The 22,533-nt window shown below is 46.5% G+C and carries 18 protein-coding genes; 2 read left to right on the forward strand and 16 right to left on the reverse strand.

Annotated elements, in window-relative coordinates; translation table 11 throughout:
* Positions 1–188: 188 nt before the first annotated feature.
* From ONB37_08760 to ONB37_08775, 4 genes are all read right to left on the reverse strand, one after another.
* The gene (locus ONB37_08760; GenBank protein MDZ7400237.1) at positions 189–1,109 is read right to left on the reverse strand and encodes a metallophosphoesterase; all 921 of its coding nucleotides are present in this window, start codon (positions 1,107–1,109) and stop codon (positions 189–191) included.
* Positions 1,110–1,148: 39 nt separating this feature from the next.
* Positions 1,149–2,048, reverse strand: a complete 900-nt coding sequence (locus ONB37_08765; protein ID MDZ7400238.1) for an N-acetylneuraminate synthase family protein — start codon at positions 2,046–2,048, stop codon at positions 1,149–1,151.
* Positions 2,049–2,156: 108 nt separating this feature from the next.
* Positions 2,157–2,678, reverse strand: coding sequence for an HAD-IIIA family hydrolase (locus ONB37_08770; GenBank protein ID MDZ7400239.1), 522 nt, complete (start codon positions 2,676–2,678; stop codon positions 2,157–2,159).
* Positions 2,672–3,475, reverse strand: a complete 804-nt coding sequence (locus ONB37_08775; GenBank protein ID MDZ7400240.1) for an SDR family oxidoreductase — start codon at positions 3,473–3,475, stop codon at positions 2,672–2,674. Before ONB37_08775 ends, ONB37_08770 begins: the two co-directional genes overlap by 7 nt.
* Before the next feature lie 819 nt (positions 3,476–4,294).
* Here ONB37_08775 and ONB37_08780 point away from each other — a divergent pair.
* Positions 4,295–5,383 (forward strand): flippase-like domain-containing protein, encoded by a 1,089-nt coding sequence (locus ONB37_08780; protein MDZ7400241.1) that lies wholly within the window; start codon positions 4,295–4,297, stop codon positions 5,381–5,383.
* Between the two features lie 333 nt (positions 5,384–5,716).
* Here the strand turns inward: ONB37_08780 and ONB37_08785 are convergent, their stop codons facing one another.
* The 12 genes from ONB37_08785 to ONB37_08840 all read right to left on the reverse strand — a co-directional run bounded on the left by ONB37_08785 (position 5,717) and on the right by ONB37_08840 (position 21,485).
* Positions 5,717–6,535: an acylneuraminate cytidylyltransferase family protein gene (locus tag ONB37_08785; GenBank protein MDZ7400242.1), complete on the reverse strand. Its 819-nt coding sequence runs from the start codon at positions 6,533–6,535 to the stop codon at positions 5,717–5,719.
* Positions 6,532–7,575, reverse strand: coding sequence for a Gfo/Idh/MocA family oxidoreductase (locus ONB37_08790; GenBank protein MDZ7400243.1), 1,044 nt, complete (start codon positions 7,573–7,575; stop codon positions 6,532–6,534). Before ONB37_08790 ends, ONB37_08785 begins: the two co-directional genes overlap by 4 nt.
* Positions 7,576–8,102: 527 nt before the next feature.
* Entirely contained in the window at positions 8,103–9,056 is a 954-nt protein-coding gene (locus tag ONB37_08795) for a hypothetical protein (GenBank protein ID MDZ7400244.1), read from the reverse strand.
* Between the two features lie 224 nt (positions 9,057–9,280).
* Positions 9,281–11,353, reverse strand: a complete 2,073-nt coding sequence (locus ONB37_08800; protein MDZ7400245.1) for a TonB-dependent receptor — start codon at positions 11,351–11,353, stop codon at positions 9,281–9,283.
* A 210-nt stretch (positions 11,354–11,563) separates the two neighbouring features.
* Positions 11,564–11,830: an iron-only hydrogenase system regulator gene (locus ONB37_08805; protein MDZ7400246.1), complete on the reverse strand. Its 267-nt coding sequence runs from the start codon at positions 11,828–11,830 to the stop codon at positions 11,564–11,566.
* 121 nt (positions 11,831–11,951) lie between these two features.
* The gene (locus ONB37_08810) at positions 11,952–13,073 is read right to left on the reverse strand and encodes a response regulator (protein MDZ7400247.1); all 1,122 of its coding nucleotides are present in this window, start codon (positions 13,071–13,073) and stop codon (positions 11,952–11,954) included.
* Positions 13,074–13,230: 157 nt separating this feature from the next.
* On the reverse strand, positions 13,231–13,632 hold the full coding sequence (locus tag ONB37_08815) for a response regulator (GenBank protein MDZ7400248.1): 402 nt from the start codon (positions 13,630–13,632) through the stop codon (positions 13,231–13,233).
* Positions 13,633–13,940: 308 nt separating this feature from the next.
* Positions 13,941–15,989, reverse strand: coding sequence for an ATP-binding protein (locus ONB37_08820; protein ID MDZ7400249.1), 2,049 nt, complete (start codon positions 15,987–15,989; stop codon positions 13,941–13,943).
* A gap of 294 nt (positions 15,990–16,283) precedes the next feature.
* On the reverse strand, positions 16,284–18,002 hold the full coding sequence (locus ONB37_08825) for an NADH-dependent [FeFe] hydrogenase, group A6 (protein MDZ7400250.1): 1,719 nt from the start codon (positions 18,000–18,002) through the stop codon (positions 16,284–16,286).
* Positions 18,003–18,378: 376 nt separating this feature from the next.
* Positions 18,379–20,376, reverse strand: coding sequence for an NADH-quinone oxidoreductase subunit NuoF (locus tag ONB37_08830; protein MDZ7400251.1), 1,998 nt, complete (start codon positions 20,374–20,376; stop codon positions 18,379–18,381).
* A complete protein-coding gene (gene nuoE / locus ONB37_08835; protein ID MDZ7400252.1) occupies positions 20,360–20,842 on the reverse strand; it encodes an NADH-quinone oxidoreductase subunit NuoE in 483 nt (160 codons plus the stop codon). Before nuoE ends, ONB37_08830 begins: the two co-directional genes overlap by 17 nt.
* Positions 20,826–21,485: a redox-sensing transcriptional repressor Rex gene (locus ONB37_08840; GenBank protein MDZ7400253.1), complete on the reverse strand. Its 660-nt coding sequence runs from the start codon at positions 21,483–21,485 to the stop codon at positions 20,826–20,828. Before ONB37_08840 ends, nuoE begins: the two co-directional genes overlap by 17 nt.
* Before the next feature lie 424 nt (positions 21,486–21,909).
* Between ONB37_08840 and ONB37_08845 the strand changes: the two genes are divergently transcribed.
* Positions 21,910–22,422 carry a phosphatase PAP2 family protein gene (locus tag ONB37_08845; protein MDZ7400254.1) on the forward strand — a complete coding sequence of 171 codons (513 nt, stop codon included), beginning with the start codon at positions 21,910–21,912 and terminating at the stop codon, positions 22,420–22,422.
* Positions 22,423–22,533: the final 111 nt, after the last annotated feature.

Genomic DNA, 22,533 nt, shown 5'->3' on the forward strand with positions numbered 1-22,533 from the left:
CCGTAATTGTTTACCCATCCTGATCGATTACGATCACGGGCAATTTAGCAGATCATCCCATCAATATCAAGCTTTATTTTGGGCTATTTTGATTGCAGGGTGAGACCAATGCCTAACAAAAAAAATATCTCGCAGCAAAAGGATGTTGGTTTGGCATGCAAATGTCGACGCAGGATCATTAGCTTAATTTATGCCATAATAGGCATTAGCTCGGGAATGAACAGATGTTCTTTTTGCGGCAATCCTGCAATTGCCTGGGTTTCGGTTAAGATTTCATTCGGCCTAACGGTCACAAAATTGATCCTGAGCTGGCCATTGCCGTTCTTTTCAATGGCGCCGCCCGAATTCAAAAACCTCACTCCCTTGTAAAAATATTCATGCGAATCATGCTCATGACCATGGAGCACCAGGTCGACATGATACTTAGCCAGCAGCCTGGCCACTTGATTCCGATTCTTGAGCTTGTTACCATACGTTTCCAGATTTCGCAATAGCGTGTTCTTGAACAAGGAACACCGATAGGATACTTTGCGGAAATGATGGTGGACGATCGCTATTTTGGTCTTGTTCTGAAATTCTCCTTTCTGGAAGATCTGCCGTAGATGGTCCAATTGATTTTTATCGACCATCCCCTTGGAAGCAAATAGGTTTTTCCATTTCGAATAGGGATGGATCGAATTGAGGCCGATAAAAACCACATCGCCGACTTTTTTGGCGAACGGATAGGGTTCATGGGAGGCAGGGAAATAGGTATTTTCAAAGGTCTCAAAGAAATAATTCTTGAACTCGATCAGCCGTTTGTGATAATCCACGGCTTCACATTGCTGGGGAAAGGTTAACACGTCCTCGGCAAAATAGACCCCGCCGAAAATATCGTGATTGCCGATCACCAGCGTGGCCCTGGAGGAGTCCAGCAACTGGAACTCCTCCAATACATTGCGAAAGGCGATAAAGTCCTCATGCCTTGCCAGGTGGACGATGTCGCCTGAAAACACGAAGTGATCGGTGTTCTGCTGCAAAGCGTAATCGATCAGCCTTCGAGTTTTCTCGAGATTTTTCGGTCGAGATTTCTGGCAGATGTGCAAATCAGATAAGTGTGCAATTCTCATCGAATTTTTTGCTCCATGTTTGTCCATACACTGTGAGCGTTAGATGTACTCATATTCAGAGCGAATGCACCGCAATTTTTTCATCACTTGCAGTTCGCTTTCGTAGACCCGCTTCACGCCATCTCCCAATGCCTTCTCAATATCCCGAATATTTCGCACCAGGCGATGCATCCCCATGATTTCCACCGAAGCCGCCTGATCCGTTCCCCACATCGCTCGATCCAGCGTAATATGCCGTTCCACGAACGTCGCTCCCAGGGTGACTGCCGCCCAAGTGGTTGCCAGCCCCACTTCATGTCCCGAATAGCCGATGGGGACGCTGGGGTAGCGCTGCTTGAGCGTGGTGATCATGCGCAGATTCAGCTCTTCGTTTTTGCAGGGATAGGCCGAAGTCGAATGGGCCAGCAGCAGATTATTCATCCCAATGGTGCGGATCGCCGTCTCGATCTCTTTCATGGTGGACATGCCAGTCGAAAGCATGACTGGTTTGCCCGTGGCTCGCATCCGTTTCAAAAGTTCGAGATCGGTGAGGCTGGCTGAGGACGCTTTGTGCAGGGGCGGATTGAATTGTTCGATGAAATCGACGGATTCGATATCCCAGCACGAGGCGAACCAGTCGATGCCCCGTTCGTTACAATAGCGGGCGATCTCGGCGTACTCATCGGCGTCGAACTCCATCCGATGCCGATATTCGATATAGGTCATGCGGCCCCAGGGAGTGTCTCGCTCGATGTACCATTGATCCTCGGGCACGCATTTTTCTGGTGTGCGCTTTTGGAATTTCACCGCATCGCAGCCAGCAAATATCGTCCCATCGATCATCTTTTTGGCAATTTCCAGTGAACCGTTGTGGTTGATCCCGATCTCTGCAATGATATATACGGGTTCCCCGTCACCCACCAGACGATCACCGATTTTCACTTTTTTGGAATTGCGCATAAATTCTCCTCATGAGTTGCTTTTTTTCTTTAACATCGTTCCTAAAGCTTCAAGCTTTAGAAACGATTGATTCACCTTGCGAAAGTTCAATACCTCCGAATGGGTTAGTTAGTCTGAATTCTTCGCTTCGATGATGAACTCCGCAAACTCCCGAAAGGCGCCATGACCTCCTTTGGCTTCACAAACGTAATCGGCCACTCTTTCTGCAAATACCATCGCATCCGCAGGACAGGCAGATAGGCCCACCCGCTTCATCACGTCCACGTCATTGGTATCATCGCCAATGTAGGCGATTTCATCCGCTGTCAAATTTTTTCGATCCATGATCTCTTTCAAAACCGCGAATTTGTCTATGGCCCCAGGATGGTATTCGATGATCGACAGCTTTTCCGCCCGCTTCTTCACCGATGCCGAAAATTCACCTGTCACAATCCCGACTTCGACCCCGGCCAGGCTGCGTAATCGAGCTACGCCCATGCCATCTCGCATGTTGAATCGCTTCAGCTCTTCGCCTCGATCCGAGTAATAGACCCCGCCATCGGTGAGCACGCCATCGCTATCGGTGAGCAATAACTTGATCCGCTTGGCCTTTTGTTTGAGCTGATCAAGCGTTGTGTCTTTGGCTACCATGCGGTCCACCCTCCATCCACGACCAGATTGGCGCCCGTCATATACTCCGAGGCATCGCTGGCCAGAAACACGATGGCGCCTTTGTAATCCGTCGGCTTTGCCATGCGCCCCAACGGTGTTTTCTTCGAGTAGTTCGATACAAAGTAATCGTCTTGGCCATTTTCCACCCCACCTGGCGACAGCACATTGACCCTGACACCTGAATTGCCCCAGTAAGCGGCCAAAAATTTGGTGAAGGCAATCACCGCCCCTTTGGTCGTCGGGTATGCGGGGGATTTGAAAAACAATTGCTCGCCCTTCGGATTGCGGTAGATGGATTGATCGGGCGCTACGATCCCATAAGTGGAGGCTAAATTGATAATGCTACCTTTGCCTTGCTTCGCCATCTGGCTGCCAATGATTTGTGAGCAGAGAAAAACGCCCGTCACATTCACCTCCAGCGATTTCTGCCACATATCGAGCGGATAGTTTTCAAATTTGGATTTTTCCGCTGCCAGAGCTGGCGTTTCAAACTTATCGTTGATAGCCGCATTATTCACCAGCACATCCACATGACCGAATTCGGCCATCGCTTGATTCAGCAGCGAATGAATCGAACCTGAATGGGTGACATCCAGAAAAATGCCGAGCGAGCGGGTGGGCAATTGTTCGGCAAATAAGTTGCATTGATCCTCATTGAGGTCCGCAACGATGACATGTGCGCCTGCCTCGGCCAGTGCCTGGCAATGATGCTTACCCAATAATCCCATGGCGCCCGTTACTACAGCGACTTTATTGTCCAATCGAAATAGATCCATTTTTCATTCCTAAATTTCATTTTAAAATTACTACTACTTAGAGTCTGTCCGATACAATGATTTTCTGTCATTTCGACCGAAGGGAGAAATCTCTAAGTCCGATATTTTCGTGAAAATTCAGATTCCTCACTTCGTTCGGAATGACTTCTTTTGAGAAAGATTGATAATTTTCGGACCGACTGTATTTAGTCAGATTAATAAAATAGCTAATTTTGAATCCAATACATCCCCATCTCTCCAATTCAAAGCGGAGATGTCAAAATTTAATCTGACGAAGTAGAATTACAATCAATGCAAAATTTAGCTTGAGCAGATTAACGTTCTGTTACAAACACGTTAAAATTGAGAGTCGATTTGATGACGATCTGATTAACTCAACACTTCTCACCAAGCGTAAGCGAATTGTAATAGCGATGTAATGGAATTGTAAATTGGGCACGATACTTTCGATGAAAAATTGACTTCTACAAAATATCCAATGGCGAGTCATCGCCAGGAGCCACCAGTTAGGAATCGGCCTCAACTCAAGAGAAAATGTCATTCTGATCCGCCAACTAGCGGGGAAGAATCTCTTGATTTAACGAAGGTAGGTGCTCTTATTAAAGGGATTCTTCGTCTCCGTCCGCCAGTAGGCGGGTTGATCCTTAGAATGACAGCGCCTCCCCTGAGTATTCGCTTAAGTTGACGCCTATGGCCAGTTGCCGGAGACGAGGCGATCTTATCAGAATTTGTAAGATTCCTCGCTTCGCTCGGAATGACTGATCGCTGATTTTGCAGAAGCCCTTTGATTAAAAAACGAAAAACCAAATTGGAATAAATATGGCGACACCACTTATAAATTCAGCAACCTATGCTTATCGTATCTCCACATTGCTCAAGAAGTTGATCCCAATTGTTTTTATCGGATTGATGCTCAATGTCTTTTTTAGTTTTGTCTGGCATGATGCCGATTTGCTGGCTGTGACGGTCAATTTTTCGACCCCATATTTTGTCGTGGCAGTGTTGCTGGTCATCCTGCCCTGGTTCGCCAATGCGATGCGTTTGTATATTTGGACTCGATTTTTTGGATTGAAATTGTCGTTTACGGAGACCTTCAGCATTGTGGTCATGGGTGAATTTGGCGCTGCGATCACCCCGTCGGCCGTGGGAAGTGGGCCTGTAAAGATCGGTTTGCTGATTCATAAGAAGCTATCCACTGGTGCTGCCCTGTCCATTGCAACTCTGACGACATTGGAGGACCTGGCATTTTTTGTCCCTGCGATTCCACTGGCTCTAACGCTAGCTGCCGCCTGGGACATGCCATTCATGCGCATTTTCTATGATAATCTTCAGGCGAATTTGAGCGGAGTTGGGATTGGAGTGGTCAGTTTAATTACGATCATTCTTTTGCTGCATAAATTTTGGCCTAAAAATAACAAGGGGAAGGAGGATTCTACCAGCGGATCGCCTTCATTTTGGGAGCGTCGGATCGCTCATGGGAAAAAGATTTTGAACGAATTCATCATTGCCCTTGCGATGATACAGCAGCGGGGGAAGGCACGATTTTTTGCTACGACGCTGTTGAGCGGCATCCAATGGATCTGCCGCTACTCGATTATCACGGCTATAGCTGCCAGCCTGGGCATCCACGCTCATCCGATTTTGTTTTTTGTACTCCAATGGATTATTTTTACGATCACTGTCTTCATTCCTACGCCAGGGGCAATGGGCGGCGCCGAGGCATCGTTCTATCTGATCTTTAGCCCGTTCTTGCCGTCGCAGTCGTTGGGATTGATCACGGCGGGATGGCGATTGTTAAGTTTTTACCTATTTTTAGCGTGCGGGGCTGCTATCTATGGAGCATTACGGTTGGTCCAGGCGGCAAAAAGGAAAAGCATTGCAGCGGCAGAGCTGGTTTTAGCAGAATGATTGGAGAGATGTCCCACCTTATATTTGAAAATGCTCGGATCGACAAAATAACCTATTCAGATGCTGATCACATGCCTCTTCAATGGAATGGGCAAGACGCCAGAAAGTCCCCCGCTGGTTGGCGAAGATACCAAGGGATGTTGATTCCCAATTTTAAAAATAATTGGAAGAAAACCATCTCGGATTGATGCCAAAAGCCAAAAGGCGGAGAGAGAAGACTCTATTGATTCATCAGAATTAAGTGCAAAGGGATTCTTCTTCTCCGCCAACGAACGGATTTATTAGGAATCACATAAAAGATAAAATAATTATTTTGCGATTATTATTGACCCCTCAAATCTTTTGCAATACACTATCATGTAATTGCAACGGCAGCACAAATTGATAATTTATTTCCTCCAAGCTATACCATAAATCCATCGGGTGATAGATCTTCGTCTCAATGAATTCCAGCAGAAATTCTGCATATTGCCACTGCTGCAAATTATCCAGATCGATGGCATACTTTGGGTTAACGATAAAAGGAACGATATGGTCGCCTGTCATGCTATGCTTGTGCATGATCGTTTCGTACCGAATGACCTCGATATGGCCCGTCTGCCAGAACGTGGCAGGTAATTTCTGACGAGGCATATTGTACGGCTCATCAAATTCGGCATTGAGCAATGGTACCAACCGATCCTTCTCGACCCGCCACATTTTATAAGGATTCTGCCCCGAGGGCGTTACACCTCGCACTGAATCGGCCTGTGGATTTTGCAATAACAATTCGATCGCTTCATCCACACTGCCTTTGGGCCGAAACGGCGAAGTGGGGCGAAGCTGCAAGATAATATCAGCTTGATAATCCTCGTTCTCTTCCAACCATTGGATCGCATGTTCGAATACGGGCAAATCCGTGACGTGGTCTTCGGCCAATTCAGCAGGTCGGATGAATGGCACTTCAGCGCCCCACCGCTCGGCAGTCCGAGCAATTTCTTCGTCGTCTGTGGAAACGATCACCCGATCGATGAATTTCGAGTTCAGTCCCGCTGCTATGCTATAGGCGATCAATGGATGGCCGCCGAGCAATTTAATGTTCTTCCGAGGAATGGATTTCGATCCGCCTCGGGCGGGGATAATCGCCAAAATGCGTTGCTGTCGATGTGTCATATTTTTCCTCCAAAATGAATGCCATAATATTGCATGGCTAAACTGAGCTCTCGCTTCTCCGTTGCGGATTTCTTGATGGCCAGCGCCATTTCCAGAGCGGCCATGCCATCTTTTAAATTGCAAACTGGCTGTTGCTGATTTTGAATGCATTCGATAAAATGTTTGAGTTCAGCTTTGAACATGTCATTTCGTTCGAAGCCTGACGGCGGCTCGATCCGATAAGATTGGTGACCATCCCCAGCAAAGAGCGTGGCGGCCGATTCCCGATTATCCCAACAGATCTTACCTCGATGCCCGATAATGGTCAGGGTGTGCTGCGGCGGCCGTTCGTTATAATCAAGATAGATCGAGCCAATGGTGCCCGTAGCGAAACGGACGATGATCGCCGCTGTATCTTCCGTGTCGATCTCGAGATCGGATATTTTATCTATCATCGCCGATAAACTAATAATTTCCCCGATCAGCCAGCGCAAATAGTCAAAGGGATGGCACAGGGTGAGCACCACGCCCCCGCCAAGGTCGGCCCGGGCGCTATAGCTCTGGCGATAATCCTCCCAGGGATGCCACAGCGGGAGATATTCGCCCCAATGGACATGCGCCGACAGAATTTTGCCAATAGCTCCTTGCTTCAGCAGCGTTTTGATTTCCTGCAAAACAGGATGAAAGCGAAACTGAAATGCGGTCTGGAAGATGATCCCTTTTTGCTTCACCAATTTTAGCAGGTCGTTCAATCCGTCCATGGTGTGGGCAATTGGCTTTTCCATCAGAATGTGACAACCAGCTTCGGCAGCGGCCATGGCTTGCTGGAGGTGCAGCGAGGTGGGACTGGCGATGATTACGGCATCGGGACACTTGGCCAATGCGGCTTTGAGGTCGGTTTCGATTTTGAACGGGGGCAAATCTTTCTCATCGGGGCGCCTGTTTTCTCGCCGCAGCACACGAATATTTTCGATGCCAAGCGCTGCGAGATTGCGCAGATGCCGCTTGCCCACCGAACCCAATCCGATCACCAGAAATGATAGATTTTTTCCATTCTTCATTTTGAATAATTCGATCCAATTCTATTCATCGGTCGTATATAAGCCGAGAAATATATTTTAAAAAAATGAGCCACCCATGCACTCCGTACTCTCTACCAATGACTTTTAAAAAGGAAAAAATATGTCATTCCGAGCGAATAGGCTGAGTGAAAACGGCTTAATTCGCAGTCATTCCGAACGGAGCGTAGCGGAGTGAGGAATCTATGAAGACCGATAGCATTGTGAATCCGCCAGATTCCTCGCTTCGCTCGGAATGACATTCAGATTAAGACATTCAATGTTACACAGTCTGAAAGCGAGGAATCTGGTTCATCATTTTATTCCATGAGCAATAAAAATTTTTTACTCCTCTGCCAACTGAGTCGGTTCGGAATGACATTAAGTTTTAATCATACAAGCCTCTGCTATTTTGCAGGGGTCTGATTCCAATAAATTTTTTCATCAAAATGCCAACAATGAGAATCGAAAAGCCAAATGCCAGAAGCGAAGAGCCAATCGTCAGAAGCGAAAAGCCGAATGCCAATCCCCTACAAATATTCCTCACAGATCTTGGCAATATTCTCAGCCGACTTGCCGCCATTCTGCAATGGCGTGATCTTTTTCAAATAATCCTCATCGAGATCGGAATAGATCTTTTTCCCCAGCGCTAAGGCCACCATCACTACCGTGGAATATCTGGTGACCAGCGTGTCGCAATTGGCGATCATGTGATTGGTGTTGCCCTCGGCAAAGATCAAGCTACCAGGCGCCCAGCGCTCAATCTCCCGAATGGCTCGCTCTTTCTGCTCATTTGGGTGCAATTTGAATATCAATTGACGGCCATCAGCTAACCGAACGGCTCGTTGAATGAACGCCTTGCGGTTTTCGTACTTGAAGGTCTCCCGCAAATGGGAAGTAGCCGCCAAAACATAATGCTGATACGGAAAATTGTTGTTCAAATAAGCCTGGCAGTTGTCGAAATTGGGAATACCTGTTACTGCAATCTTCTCTGGCTTGACGCCCTTTTTGATGAAAATTTCTTTATAGCCTTCGGATGCTACACAGAATTTTACATAAGCATCCGATAGCCCTGTCATCGAGGTATTGGCCAGATAGCGGGGCAGACCCAGGCTTTTCACCAGATAATATTTGAAATTTTCAGGATCGGTCATGCCCTCCTGAATCAAAATGATTTTCTTATTTTCGATGTTTTTTGGAATGATGAGGTCAGAGCAGGTGATCACCAGGTCATAATCGTGCTTAACGCCGCCGCAGTCGAACTGCACTCCTTTTTCTTTTAGAAATTTTTCGGTGCTGGTTTTGGGCTGCCCACCCAATGGCGAAAAATCGAGATAGCCTCGTTGAGCCAACAAATTCAAAAAGCCATCCGTGTAGTAAGGGGTGAAATAGCAATTATGTTCCTGCAAGTGCTGCGAAAGCTGGTACATCATGGTCGTTTGGTTCAGCGTGCCGCAGATCAGCAAAATTTTTTTTCGATTCATAGCCTTGATTGATTTAGCATGCTATAATGATTAAGGCCTTGCCTGCATAGGGTTTAATAGTGAGATGGTTTCTGGCTCTTTAGTGATCAGTTTAATTACTTAAGATTACATTTAGATGAACCATTTGTTACATACCGATTAATTTTTGATCTGACACGAATCGAATTGAATCATAAAAATATCTCGAAAAGAGAAATGCTCTGCGGTTATTCGCTTCATCAAAATTAAAAGGACGATGTGATACCAACGGCCACATTCCTGCCAGGTGCATCCCACCAGGTAACGGTCGATAAATGATCCCGGTAGGCTTCATTTAAAAGGTTTCTAATATTCATCGAAAACGATAGATTTGATTTGATATTCAGGAATCGATGAACCGCGAAACCAGCGCTAAAATGGACCAAGTGGTGTCCATCAGTCGGAGTTTCATTTTGTGCCACACGCTGTTGCTTGCTCACTGATTCTGCTAAAAGTTCAACCCAATAATGACCTCGTTGAGGCTCGTACCTAAGTCCCATCTTGTTCTCCATTGGGGGCATTTTAGGCAAAGGTTCGGATCGATTGAGATCATCTCCCCGAACATAAGCGGAACTAATAGAGAGGCTGAAACTGGGGAAAATTTTAATCTTCATTATTAGCTCACCGCCATACAACAGAGCTTTGCCTACGTTATCGTAGATGAAAGTATCTGCCGCTATCGTGACTGGCTTCATAACGATGTAGTTGTCAATCTGATTCCGAAACAAGCTGAACTCGCCCAAAAAGCGCGAATATTGCCATTTGATCCCAGCATCGATATTCAAACTGGTCTCTGAACGAAGCTCAGGATTGCCGGAAAGATAACCAACTTGACCGACTCCTTTGAAAAAGCGCTCCTGGAGAGCTGGAGCTCGGAACGCCCGACCAATGTTTGTATAAAGACGAGTATATTCTGATAATCGAAATAGCAAACCCACATTCCCGCTGAAATCGTAATCTGCTTTATCGCGATCTATTTCAGTCAAAGTCCTCGGAGTGCCATCGGCGTGACTAAACATTCGATCGAACCTTGCGCCAGCCAATATGGTGATTGGATCTAACGGTGTGTATTCGTTCTCAAAAAATATTCCAATGCCATATCGGTAGGACTTGGGACTTGGCGGCGTAAAATCGATAGGAGGATCTTTGACCAAAAGTCCTTGTTGATTATAAATGGCGATGTCAGCACTCCGATGAGTATTATCCCTCTCTCCGAAACCGTCAATCCCAAATGTGAGCATTTGTCGATTGAACAAGGTTAGATTTGCCTGGAGATTTGCTCCCATATTGTCGGCAAGGCGATTGGCTCTTAAAGACTGATCGATGAAGAAAGAGGCTTTTGGCTTCTGCACAATGAGCGCCTCGAAATTTCTTTGTCCAGTCTGAAAATAGACGTTCGCTTTGACATTTGTCCAGATCCGATTAGGCGCACGATATTCATAGTCGAGCGCGAGCAAATCTCGATCGTATCGGGAAAATTTCGCCTGTTGGGCAAAAGGATCAATCGGAATACCAACATCCCGCAAGCGATTCGATTGTCCCATCACGCGAAGGATATGTGATGGAGATATTGAAAAGTTGATCTTGGCATCCACCGTAAACCCGTTCAATCCAGTATTGATCAATCGGCCCATGGGCGTCTGCACGTCTTCAGCTTTCCGATGGTTGATGCCAAAAATATAACCCAATTTATTTAAATTTCCAGAAAGAATGAGTTGTTGAGAAAATTGCTGATTAACGCTGCTGTATTGCACCCGAGCTCCTGCCTTTATTGAATGCCGTTCGATTGATTTTGCCGGTTGTTTGGTGATGAAGTTCACGACCCCAGCGATGGCATCCGAGCCATAAAGCACGGAGGCTGGCCCTCGGATCACTTCAACTCGCTCGATTTGAGCCACATCGAGCAAAGGGGCATGCTGTCCATACGAGCGGAACACGTCCACCCGCATGCCATCGATCAAAGTTAAAAGTTGCGACTCCCGCAATCCTCGTAATACAATTTTTTGACTCCAGGTCCCACTGCTCTCATAAGTTAGGCCTGGCAAAAAGTCCAACAAATCTCCGATATTATCCACGCCGCGCTGCCAAACTTGAGCGTCTCGAACCGTTCCTACTGGCATATTTGTCTCGAAAACATTTTTTTCATAGCGATGAGCAGTAACCGTTATCCATGGCGCATAAAAGCTGATGCTATCTGTTTGCGATTGCTGTGCTTGAGCATCAGTGATAACGCGGGCAAAAATGCATAGTGAATAAAAAAGAAAAGCTATTTTTTTCATTGGAAAGACTCCGAATTTTTGCTTGGTATAATTTTTAATTGAGCAGAAAAAATTTTCATTGCGATGATTTTTCAAAATGCAAAAGGGAAGGCAATCTGACATGCCCTCGAAGACATCATAATTTTTTTCTGCCGATTAGTTGATCGGAAGCCAAGGTTCTCGATTTTGCAATGGCGGATTCGTCGCTGCGGTTTTGCCAAACAAATGACTTCATATGAGTTTGGCAAATTCTGCTCGAACTGTAATGCCTGGCAACTGGCCGATTTTTCCGGTCATCGCACCGATTTCATCACCACTGCCATCAACAATTAGGGAGATAATTGAAAGATTTCGCTCTCTATAAGGTAGGCCCATCCTGCCAATGATAATAGAGGAATAATCATGAAGGATTTGATTGAGTTTTTGGTAGGCGGCATCTCGGTCGTAAACGATGATGCCCACAAAACCTATTTTTCGTTCTTTGTTTTGATTGTTCATTTTTGCCTCCTTAATGTCGGGGAAGCCCCCTCCATTTTAGATGAGATGTTTTTGTTTGATAAAGTATGAATACAGTCAGAAATAACAGACATCCATTAAACAAATTGAACGATAAATTGCTTTAGTCAGCTCGAAGCGTCACTGAAAAAGTACTTCCCACATCAGGTTTGCTTTTCACCGAAATATCGCCATGATAAAGCTGGGTGATCTTTTTGACAATGGCCAATCCTAAACCGCTACCCAGGATATTTTTGGTCTTTTCATTTTTGATCCGAACGAACTCATTGAACAGCCGCAAGGTTTCTTCTTCTGTCATCCCAATTCCAGTGTCTTTCACGGCGATCTGCACAGCTCCGTTATCTTGATGGAGAACGATATCTACTTTGCCGCCAGGTTTGTTATATTTTATCCCATTGGAGAGCAGATTATTGAGAATGATTTCAATCTCACCCGCGTCAGCGGTCATCATAATGGGCGAATCTGCATGGAGTGTCAGCGATACATTGCGCTGATTGGCTTCTGGCTGAAGCGTTTCAATCGCTTTTTGAGCCAACTCGCGGATGTCAATCTGCTTTAATTCCCGCTGTTTCTGGCCCGATTCCAACCGAGTCAGATCGAGGAGGTCATGGATCAGCTTTCGCATTCCCTCGATTCGAACCATGCAGCGCTCAATCATGCTCTGATAAGCGTTCAAATCATTTCCTAAGGTTTTCTTATTGAGGATATCAAGGTAACCATCGATTGAATTGAGCGGAGATTTTAATTCATGAGCCAGCACAGAAATAAATTGAAATCGAACTTGATGCTTCTCCTGAGCCAGCTTGCGTAATTGTCGGGCGATGATCAAGCTCTGGGCAGCCTTATTGACCGTCTTTTTCAATTCGGCCGGTGTGAACGGCTTGGCTATGAAATCGAATGCACCCCGCTTCACTGCGGTCACTGCTGTCTCGATCGAGGCGTAGGCAGTGATCATGATGATCATCATTTCATTGGCCAACGAACTCACCTTTTCCAGAACCTCCAGTCCGCTCATCCCAGGCAGCTTATAGTCGAGCAACAAAATATCTGGCTGATTGGCCTCGATTTTCTCCACTGCTTGTTCGCCAGTTTCGGCCAGTTCGACTTCAAAAGCTATGGCCTCGTCCACATCGGGCAAATTGAGCCGATGTCGGGAGAGCGCCCGCTGAATGCTCAGTCGCATGCCCAGCTCGTCATCAACAACTAATGTTCTGAGAATTGGCATGGGGTTCCTCTTTTTCTCTTGTTTGCAATTTTAGCCCATCTGGTTCTCTGAGGCTTCATTGAAGAATTGCTTCATTCCAAAAGCGTCTCTTTTCTATGCAAAAGAAATTAAAATAGCATCGCCCTTTTCAATGATAAGCATCGCTACGCATTACAAGCTATTCTTTTAGGAGCTTTTTGATCTCACGCAACAATTGCTCAAACCGAATTGGTTTGGCAAGAAACGCATCGGCTTTGATCCAAGCTCGCTCCTCCTCAGTGGCTGCATCAAACTCCAGCCCAGTCTCGCTGGTAACGGCAGTTACAATGATGATCGGGAGATCCGAATCCTGCTTTTTGATGTGGTACGCCAGTGAAAAACCATCATCAAAATGCTCCATCATCAAATCTACGATGGCCAAATCAGGATGCAAAGTAGCTAATAGCTCTTCGGCTTGCTTTTTCCCCTCAGCAGTAACAACATTGTAGCCAGCATCCTCAAGATTTATTCTCATCTGCATGAGAAAGTCGACATCATCGTCGACCACTAATATCGTTTTTTTTGTCCCTTGTGTTGTCATTTGCATTTCCTTATGAGAAATATGTTGACGAAATCTCTGTGCCTGCAAATTCATTTTTATTTCAAATTCAAAATTGGCATTAACAATTTGAACTTCGAATCTGTTCGATTATGTCAAATCAATTTAGCCCTGCTGAGCAAATAAAATCGCAGAGCGCTTCATACTTTGTTCGTTTTCAAATTCTATTTCGGGTTGCAGGAAAAACCATAAAAGATTTGTGTTGTCGCCAATATGATTTATCCTCCTAGCTCAGTCACATAGCTGCCAAGTGCTAATGAATGCGAAATGGCCCCGAAGGAGAAAATATCTCAGCTATGATCTGCCGCTTCTGCCAATGTCCCATTCGGTTTTCGGCCCGACCGAGGCAGAGTGATTGTAAAGCAGGTGCCAGTCGGCCCTGCGGCTGGATCCGCATTAGAAACTACATCGATCTTACCATAATGCATTTTGACGATCCCGTAAGTAATCGCCAGTCCCAGGCCAGTTCCCTTGCCAGATTTTTTGGTAGTAAAGAACGGCTCGAAGATTTTTGGGAGAATGCTCTCCGGAATGCCGATCCCGGTATCTTTCACGCTGATCCGAACTTGTTCCGCATCTCCCTCGGTTTGCACAATCAGTTGCCCTCCATTAGGCATAGCATTGACGCTGTTGCTGAAAAGATTGGTCAGCACCTGAATGATCTGATCTCGGTCCAGATCTACCATGGGATCGGTCAAATGGTGTTCCGCAATTACCGTGATGTTATCTGGAAATAAGATCGCCTTAATCGCATCGTCGATCAAGCTTCGCAGATCGACCTTTGTCAAATTGACCTTTGTTTGCCTGGCAAAATTCAAGAGACCTGCCACGATCTTCTTGGCCCGATCTGCATGCTGAGCGATCATCTCCAGATCTGTTCGGATTTCGGATTGGGCATCAAGTTCATCCAATAACAAATGGGCATACATAAGCACGACGCCGAGCGGGTTATTGATCTCATGCGCGATCCCAGCGGCAAGTTGACCCATGCTGGCCAATTTTTCCGATTGAATGAGCGCTTCCCGAGTGCTGGCCAATTGTTCATTGGAGATCGCCAGCTCATTGATCGTCTTATGCAATTGTTCGATGGAGTAGGGGAGACACATCTCGATTTCAGCTAACCCATTGCAGATGGCGATAGCATGCTCGCGACAGGTATCGTATCCGCACGCGCCGCAATTGAGTTCGTCTTCAGGTTTTGTTTTCCCCATTTGAGCCAAAACTTTCTGGATTTCAGTTTCGACCGGGGTTTTAGTGCGTTGATCATTGGGAATGAACGAACGAGACAGGTCGATGTGCTTGAATTTCTCCATGTAATAGACCCACTCCTCGAAATTCCGCTCCCGTATGATTTTTCGAGTGTAATTGCTCACCAGTGCCCGGCGGCGAAACAACGGTGCAGCCGTCGTCATGCCGGAACCCATGATGCAACCATCGCAGCAGAGGACATCTAATAATTTGGCATTGGTCTTTGTAGAACTGAATTCCATAATCGCATCGATGAAATTGGTGCGTCCGCTGGCGGAAATCACTTCGTTACTCACCAGGTCCTCATGGATATTCGCCGTCTCCAACAGTCCGCGGCCGATAGGAAATAAGGATCCCTTATGCGAACGCGGTGGATCAAAATCACTGGCGATGATGGTCTTGTGAGCACCATTGTTGCTCAAATAGGTATCGAACAAGTGATGCAACTCTTCAAAGGTCAAAACTTCATCGATTTCATCTGAGATCTCATCGCTGTAAGATTCCAATTTCTTGGCTAAGCATGGTCCAACAAACACGACTTTCAATTGATCTCCATGCATCTTGCGCAGCACTCGGGCGGTGGCTACCATAGGCGAAACGACCGGCGCCAACGCATCGATCAATTCGGGATGGTAGCGTTTCACATAACCAAATACTGCTGGACAGGGGGTGGTGATAAAAGCACGATCTTTTGCCTCTGCCAGGAGCTCCCTGGTTTTCCGAGCAACCAGATCCGCCCCAAATGCCACTTCATTGACGTATGTGAACCCCAGGGCGCGGATCATGCCCACCAATTGTTTATGATCCAGATCTCCAAACTCTGCTGCAAAGCTGGGAGCAATAATAGCTGCTACTTGCTCTCCAGATTTCAGCAGTTCGATCACCGCAGCGATGGAGCTAACCACGGATTTGGCCTTCTGGCTGCAAACGCGAACACAATTACCACAGCCAATACATCGCTCAGCGATGACTTCAGCCTGTCCATTGGCGATTCGGATCGCTTTCGCAGGACATTCTCGAACGCACGTGTAGCACATTCGACACCGGTCCTTGATGGTGGTGATCAGAGGTTGTCGATATTTGTCTCCCAACCTGCTACTCCTTTTTCAAAATAAATTCATTGTATGAGATCTTGGCGAACGATCCGCTCCGCTTTTTGTTTTGATATCCGATATTTCGCACTTCTAAAATGATTTCGACGCCACCGCTATTGATCTAACTTATTTGACGTTTTGATGAAGATTAGGCGCTCCCCATGATCAATGCATCAGGTCCTGAATACAGACGCCTTTGGCAATTAATTTTACAGGCTCTAAGCTGCGAGTACTCTCAGCTCAAGAGCTGATTTCTTGCTGAATGGGACCCTAACAATGCTGAATCTCATCTTAAAGCATTACCTCACGTTTCTGGTATCGTGTGTGGAGCAAATGATGGCTTTTCTCGCTGAGCGGAGTCCCCAGGAAATCCTGATAAAGTTTTTTAATGTACCGATTATTGTGAGCCGCTACGACTGCCGCATCGCGGTCGATATCATAAAGCAATTTCATCCGCGCCTTGATCGCATCGAAATTCGCAGCCAAAGGCTGTCCGCCGCCTGCAATGCAACCTCCAGGGCAGGTCATAACCTCGATGAAATGGAGCTGTTTTTTTCCTGTTCGCACCTGTTCGATCAATTCTCTAGCATTTTTCAATCCGCTCACCGAAGCCACATTTAACTCGAGATCTCCGATTTGAATTCGGGCTTGTTTGATCCCGTCTAAGCCGCGGAGGTCCATGATCCGCGGGGCGGCCATTTCTTTGCCGGTCAATAGAAAATGGGCGGTGCGGATTGCCGCCTCCATGACGCCGCCGGACACGCCGAACAACTTTCCTGCTGAGCTTCGCTCACCAAATGGCGAATCAGCGGGCTCGGGCGACATGTTTTTCAGATCCAATCCCCTCATTCGGATGATGCGCGCAAGCTCACGGGTGGTCAAAACAGCGTCAATATCTGGAACGCCGTGCTGAGTTAGTTCTGGTCGTTCAGCCTCAAATTTTTTAGCAGTACATGGCATAATCGATACGCTGAATATTCGTTTGGGATCTATCCCCTCACGCTCAGCGAAATAGCTCTTCACAATTGCCCCTAACATTTGCTGCGGGCTTTTGCAGGTGGATAGGTTTTCGATCATATCAGGATAAAATTGTTCCACAAATTTGATCCAGCCAGGAGAACAACTGGTCAGCATTGGCAATTTGCCCCCAGTCTGGATGCGCTGCACCAATTCGCTGGCCTCTTCCATCACGGTGAGATCGGCCGAAAAGGCAGTATCAAATACGCGATCGAACCCCAATTGCCGCAACGCCGCAGTCATGATGCCCACTACATCATTGCCAGGCTTTAAACCAAATTCCTCCCCGAGAGTGACTGAAATGCTTGGGGCGTGCTGGACGACAACAAACTTATCGGGATCATCTAATGCCGCAATGACCTCTTTGATGTCACTTTTTTCCCGCAATGCGCCAGTCGGGCAGACCATGATGCATTGTCCACAATTGATGCAACTGGAGATATTTAAACCAGAATCAAAGGCCGGTGCGATATGGGCCCGACTACCGCGATTCACAAAATCTATGGCGCTAACACCCTGGATCTCCTCACAGACGCGGACACATTTTCCACAAAGAATGCATTTCGATGGATCGCGAATGATGGACGGACTGGAGGTATCCACATGATATTCGTTTTTCTCACCAGCATAGCGGCGCTGTCGAACACCCAATTCTTCTGCCAGATTCTGGAGCTCGCACGACATGTTGCGCACGCAATAAAGACAATCGTCAGGATGGTTCGAGAGCAATAGTTCAACAATAGTTTTTCTGGCCCGAATCGCACGGGGGGAATGCGTCTTGATCTTCATCCCCGGTTGCACAGGATATGCACAACTGGGTATCAATCCAGAATATCCTTCGACTTCGACGACACACATGCGACAGGCTCCACTGGGAAAAAGTCCACTCAGATGGCATAATGTCGGGACCTTAATTCCAGTACGATTCAGCACCTCCAAAATTGTCTCATTTGGCCGTGCTTCTATTTTGCGATTGTTAATTTCGATTTGCATCGGTTTCTTCCCTCTATTCCGTCAAAATCTGATGATCTTTATCTGTCTAAGGTATGCGATTCGCCCCCGCAAATTGGTCAAGTCATGTTTGCAATTTTATCTTTCAAAAGAAGATGAATCGCTGTTAAATCTCTATTTCATGGCTGACCGAATCCGAATAGGAATCAACTTTTCTTGGAAATATGACCTCCCAAAGGCATCCCATTACACTCCGCGCAACACCTATTCATCACTGAGACACCTTCTTCATTCGCTATCACATCATTGCCTTTGGGAGGTTTTTTCCTTTCTCTCCGAAGCGTGTTGTTTGTATCCACATAAAAACCGCTGTCCGATCCGCCAAAAGAACAAGTGCAAAGGGTTCATTTTGGTCACGTCATTCCACAATAACCGCGCCGAACTTACATTTATCCACACAGGTGCCACAACCAATACATTTGTCCTGAATAATAAAATGTGGCGTTTTGGGATTGCCAACGATGGCCTCAGCAGGACAGTTTTTGGCGCAGAGCGTGCAGCCAGTACATTTACTCGTGTCGATTTTGTAGAACAGCAGTTCAGCGCAAACGCCGGCTGGGCATTTTCGTTCGTAAATGTGGGCCTCGTATTCCGATTTGAACCAGCGGAGCGTGCTTAGCACTGGATTGGGAGCCGATTTGCCCAAACCACAGAGGCTTGTGTCCTTAATCACCTCAGCCAAACGATTCAAATACATAACTCCCTTGAAACGCTCCAGCGCTGCAATCCCAGTTTCGCTACCCCGGCCACGGGTAATGCGCTGCAAAATTTCCAGCATTCGTCTGGTGCCCTCGCGACAGGGGATGCATTTGCCGCAACTTTCCCGTTGAATGAAATCCATGAAAAACTTGGCCACATCAACCATACATGTGGTTTCATCCATGACGACCAGACCACCAGAGCCCATCATCGCTCCAACCCCTTGGAGGGTCTCATAATCGATTTCGATATCGAGATGCTGTTCTGGGATACATCCTCCAGATGGGCCACCGATTTGAACGGCTTTATAAGATTTGCCATTGGGAATGCCGCCTCCAATGCGAAAGATAATATCGCGCAGCTTTGTCCCCATTGCAACTTCAACCAGGCCAGTATTAACGATTTTGCCAGATAAGGCAAAGACCTTTGTCCCTTTGCTCGCGGCTGTCCCTAAAGAACTAAACCACTCAGGACCTTTTAGCACAATTTCAGGTACATTGGCCAGGGTCTCCACATTATTGATCACAGTGGGCTGACCGAATAGTCCATGTTGAGTAGGATAGGGGGGACGAGGTCGTGGCATGCCCCTCTTGCCTTCAATGCTGTGAATGAGTGCGGTTTCCTCACCACAGACGAACGCCCCCGCTCCTTGTTTGATGATCACATCCAACGAAAAACCACTGTCCAAAATGTTGAAACCCAATAATCCATAATCTTTGGCCTGGGAAATGGCGGACTTGAGACGCCGAATCGCCAAAGGATATTCGGCGCGGATGTAAATGTAGGCTTTGTTCGCGCCGATACCATAAGCCGCGATGGAGAGCCCCTCTAATACGCGAAATGGGTCGCCTTCAATCACCGCCCGATCCATGAATGCACCCGGGTCCCCTTCATCGGCATTGCAGATGAAATATTTTTGATCGCCAGGTGTCGTTAATGCCAATTTCCATTTCCGACCAGTTAAAAAACCGCCGCCACCTCGACCGCGTAGGCCGCTTCGTTCGATCAAATCACAAAGCTCGGCTGGCGTCAACCGATGAATCGCCTTAGCAAGGGCCTGGTATCCACCGTTTGCGATATATTCTTCGATGCTGGTCGGATCAATAATGCCGCAATTGGCCAACACCCATCGGGTTTGTGGGGCAAAAAAAGGATGCTCAGTGATAAAAGGGACGTGCTGCCATGGCTGGGCAGCACCATCGGGGTATTGACAAATGACGTGATCCATCAAGACATCCCCAGCCAGCGCACAATCGAGAAGCTGATCAACTTTATTCTCGGTTATCTTCTGATACGAAATTCTGGTCCGATTGGGAAGCTGGATGTCCACGATCGGCTCGCCCACGCATAAGCCAACACAGCCGACTTCATAAACATCGGCAATCACATTTTTATCTTGCAAATACTGCTTAATCCTTTGCAAGGTATATCCAGCGCCAGCTCCCAGACCACAGGTTCCAGTGCCTACGAAGATGGCTGGACGTTCGAGCCGGGTACGACGATGATTCTGTAACTGCTCCAATCGTCGATGATGACAGGTTTGGTCATCATGGCAAAGCGGCCCCCGATTGATGCAGTCGATCAGATCTGGGCAGGGATGATCGAGACTATGCCAGCATCGATCACAACATTTGATGAAATTATTGACGTGAACCATTTCCTGCTCCTTTTCTGCGATAGGATTTGATGATGTTTCTGGCCTTATCAGGTGTGAGACTTGCATAGAACTCCCCGTTGATGGCGATGACGGGCGCCAATCCACAGGCTCCAATGCAAGCAACTACTTCGAGACTAAATAGCCCATCGCGGGTGGTATTGCCTGGTTCCAATTTGAGTTCTTGCTTTAACGCCTCTAACACCTTGGCTGAGCCCTTAACATGACAGGCGGTCCCTCGGCAAACTTGAATATGATATTGCCCCCGAGGTGAGAAACGGAATTGATTGTAAAAGGTCGCCACACCATATATCTTGCTGACGGGCAAACCAAGATGCCGGCCAATGGCGGCGATCGCTTCTTTTGAAAGATAACCCTGGCTCTCCTGCACCTCCTGCAAAATTGGAATCAGGGCATCTCGCTTCGCATTGGGGTATTTTTCCAAAATCGATTCAACTGATGGATTCATGTATGCCGACCTCTTTTCCTTTCAATGATTGTCTAGCAAAAAAAGCTACTTTTTCCACTGCCATAATCATATCTCGATTTTCGACATAAACATCTTCGGGCAATTTCAATTGTACTGGAGCGTAATTTAATAGTCCTTTGATCCCAGCCATCACCATCCGCTCGGCGATCTCCTGGGCCTCGTCCGGAGGCACAGCCAATATCCCAACAATGATATTGTTTTGTTTGATCACCTTCTCAAGCTCATCGATATGATAACAGCGACAACCATGGATCACACGGTTAATTTTGCTTGGATCGGTATCGAATGCCGCCATAATTTGTAGCTTTGGTCTACGACCTTGAAAATAATCTAACACCGCTCGGCCTAATTGCCCCAATCCCACTAACGCCACATTTTGCATCTCGGGAGCGTCGATGATCTCGCTGATGCTGCTCATCAATTGATTAATTTCATACCCATATACTGGCGATCCATAATATCCAGTGGGCGTAAGGTCTTTGCGCAATTGAGCGGCCGTCACTCCAGCCATAGCCGCTAACTCATGAGAATAAATATGGCTAACCCCTCGGGCCTGGAGCCCCAATAACAGCCTGCGATAAAGAATTAGTCGCTCGATCGATTTTTCTGAAATCTGTTCCATTGTTGTTTAATTGGACTGTTACATTTTTCACATTGTGAATTTTTTCACAGCTATAATATAACATTTCTTTTCAAAAAGTCAAGAAAAATTTTTGAAATTTTCAAAAAATTTTTGATGAATATATGAGACTGCAGGCAAATCCATTTTGCTGCCTACTGAAAGCAAATGGATAACAAACTGAGCTTTATTCTATTAGCTCGTGAAAAAATATCTCGATAAAGAGGAGCATCAATTAATTTTCAACCCAAACAATATATCGATAGCACCCGGAATTATAAAATCCATTTTGTTCACAACTTCATTTTGGTATAAAATTAGCCCAGTAAAATTTACATGAAAATTTCATCTGAATTTAATGATGCTGTCATCATTCTGTAATATTGAATAACGAAATTGAGTGTGGAAAAAAATAAAAGGTGAAAATATGAATACGATACTTGCCTGGGACATCAATATCTTTCTGCGTATATTTGGCTGGAACGGCCGAGCCTTTCTGGATCGGCTGATGAAGTTCGTCACCCGTACAGGCGATGGCTATTTGTATCCTTTTTTAGGGGGGATGATTTTGCTGCTGGATTGGCAAATCGGTTTGAAGGTGGTGCTCACTGGTCTGCTAGCGTTTGCCATCGAACTGCCGCTGTATAAACTGATCAAATCGAAGACCACCCGCCTGCGGCCTTTTGAGGCCTTGCCTGGAATCAAAAATCTTATTCATGCACCCGATCGATACAGTTTCCCATCGGGACATACGACAGCGGCATTCATCATCGCGATAGTGATCGGTGGTGGATTTCCTGTTCTTCTGATCCCGATGCTCATTTGGGCATCCCTGGTCGGCCTATCTCGGATATATTTGGGGGTGCACTTTCCGACCGATGTGCTGGTGGGAATGATCTGGGGAATCATTTCAGCTACTTTGGCCAGTCAACTTACTTAGCAGGGCTAATTTGGTTTAAACAAGGCTGAAATTCTATTGCTACGAACAATCATTTGACCAATTTCGATTGTCATATCAACTTTATTTATCCCGATAATCCCATTCTTCCTG

The sequence above is a fragment of the candidate division KSB1 bacterium genome (assembly GCA_034506395.1).
GTDB lineage: Bacteria > Zhuqueibacterota > Zhuqueibacteria > Thermofontimicrobiales > Thermofontimicrobiaceae > Thermofontimicrobium.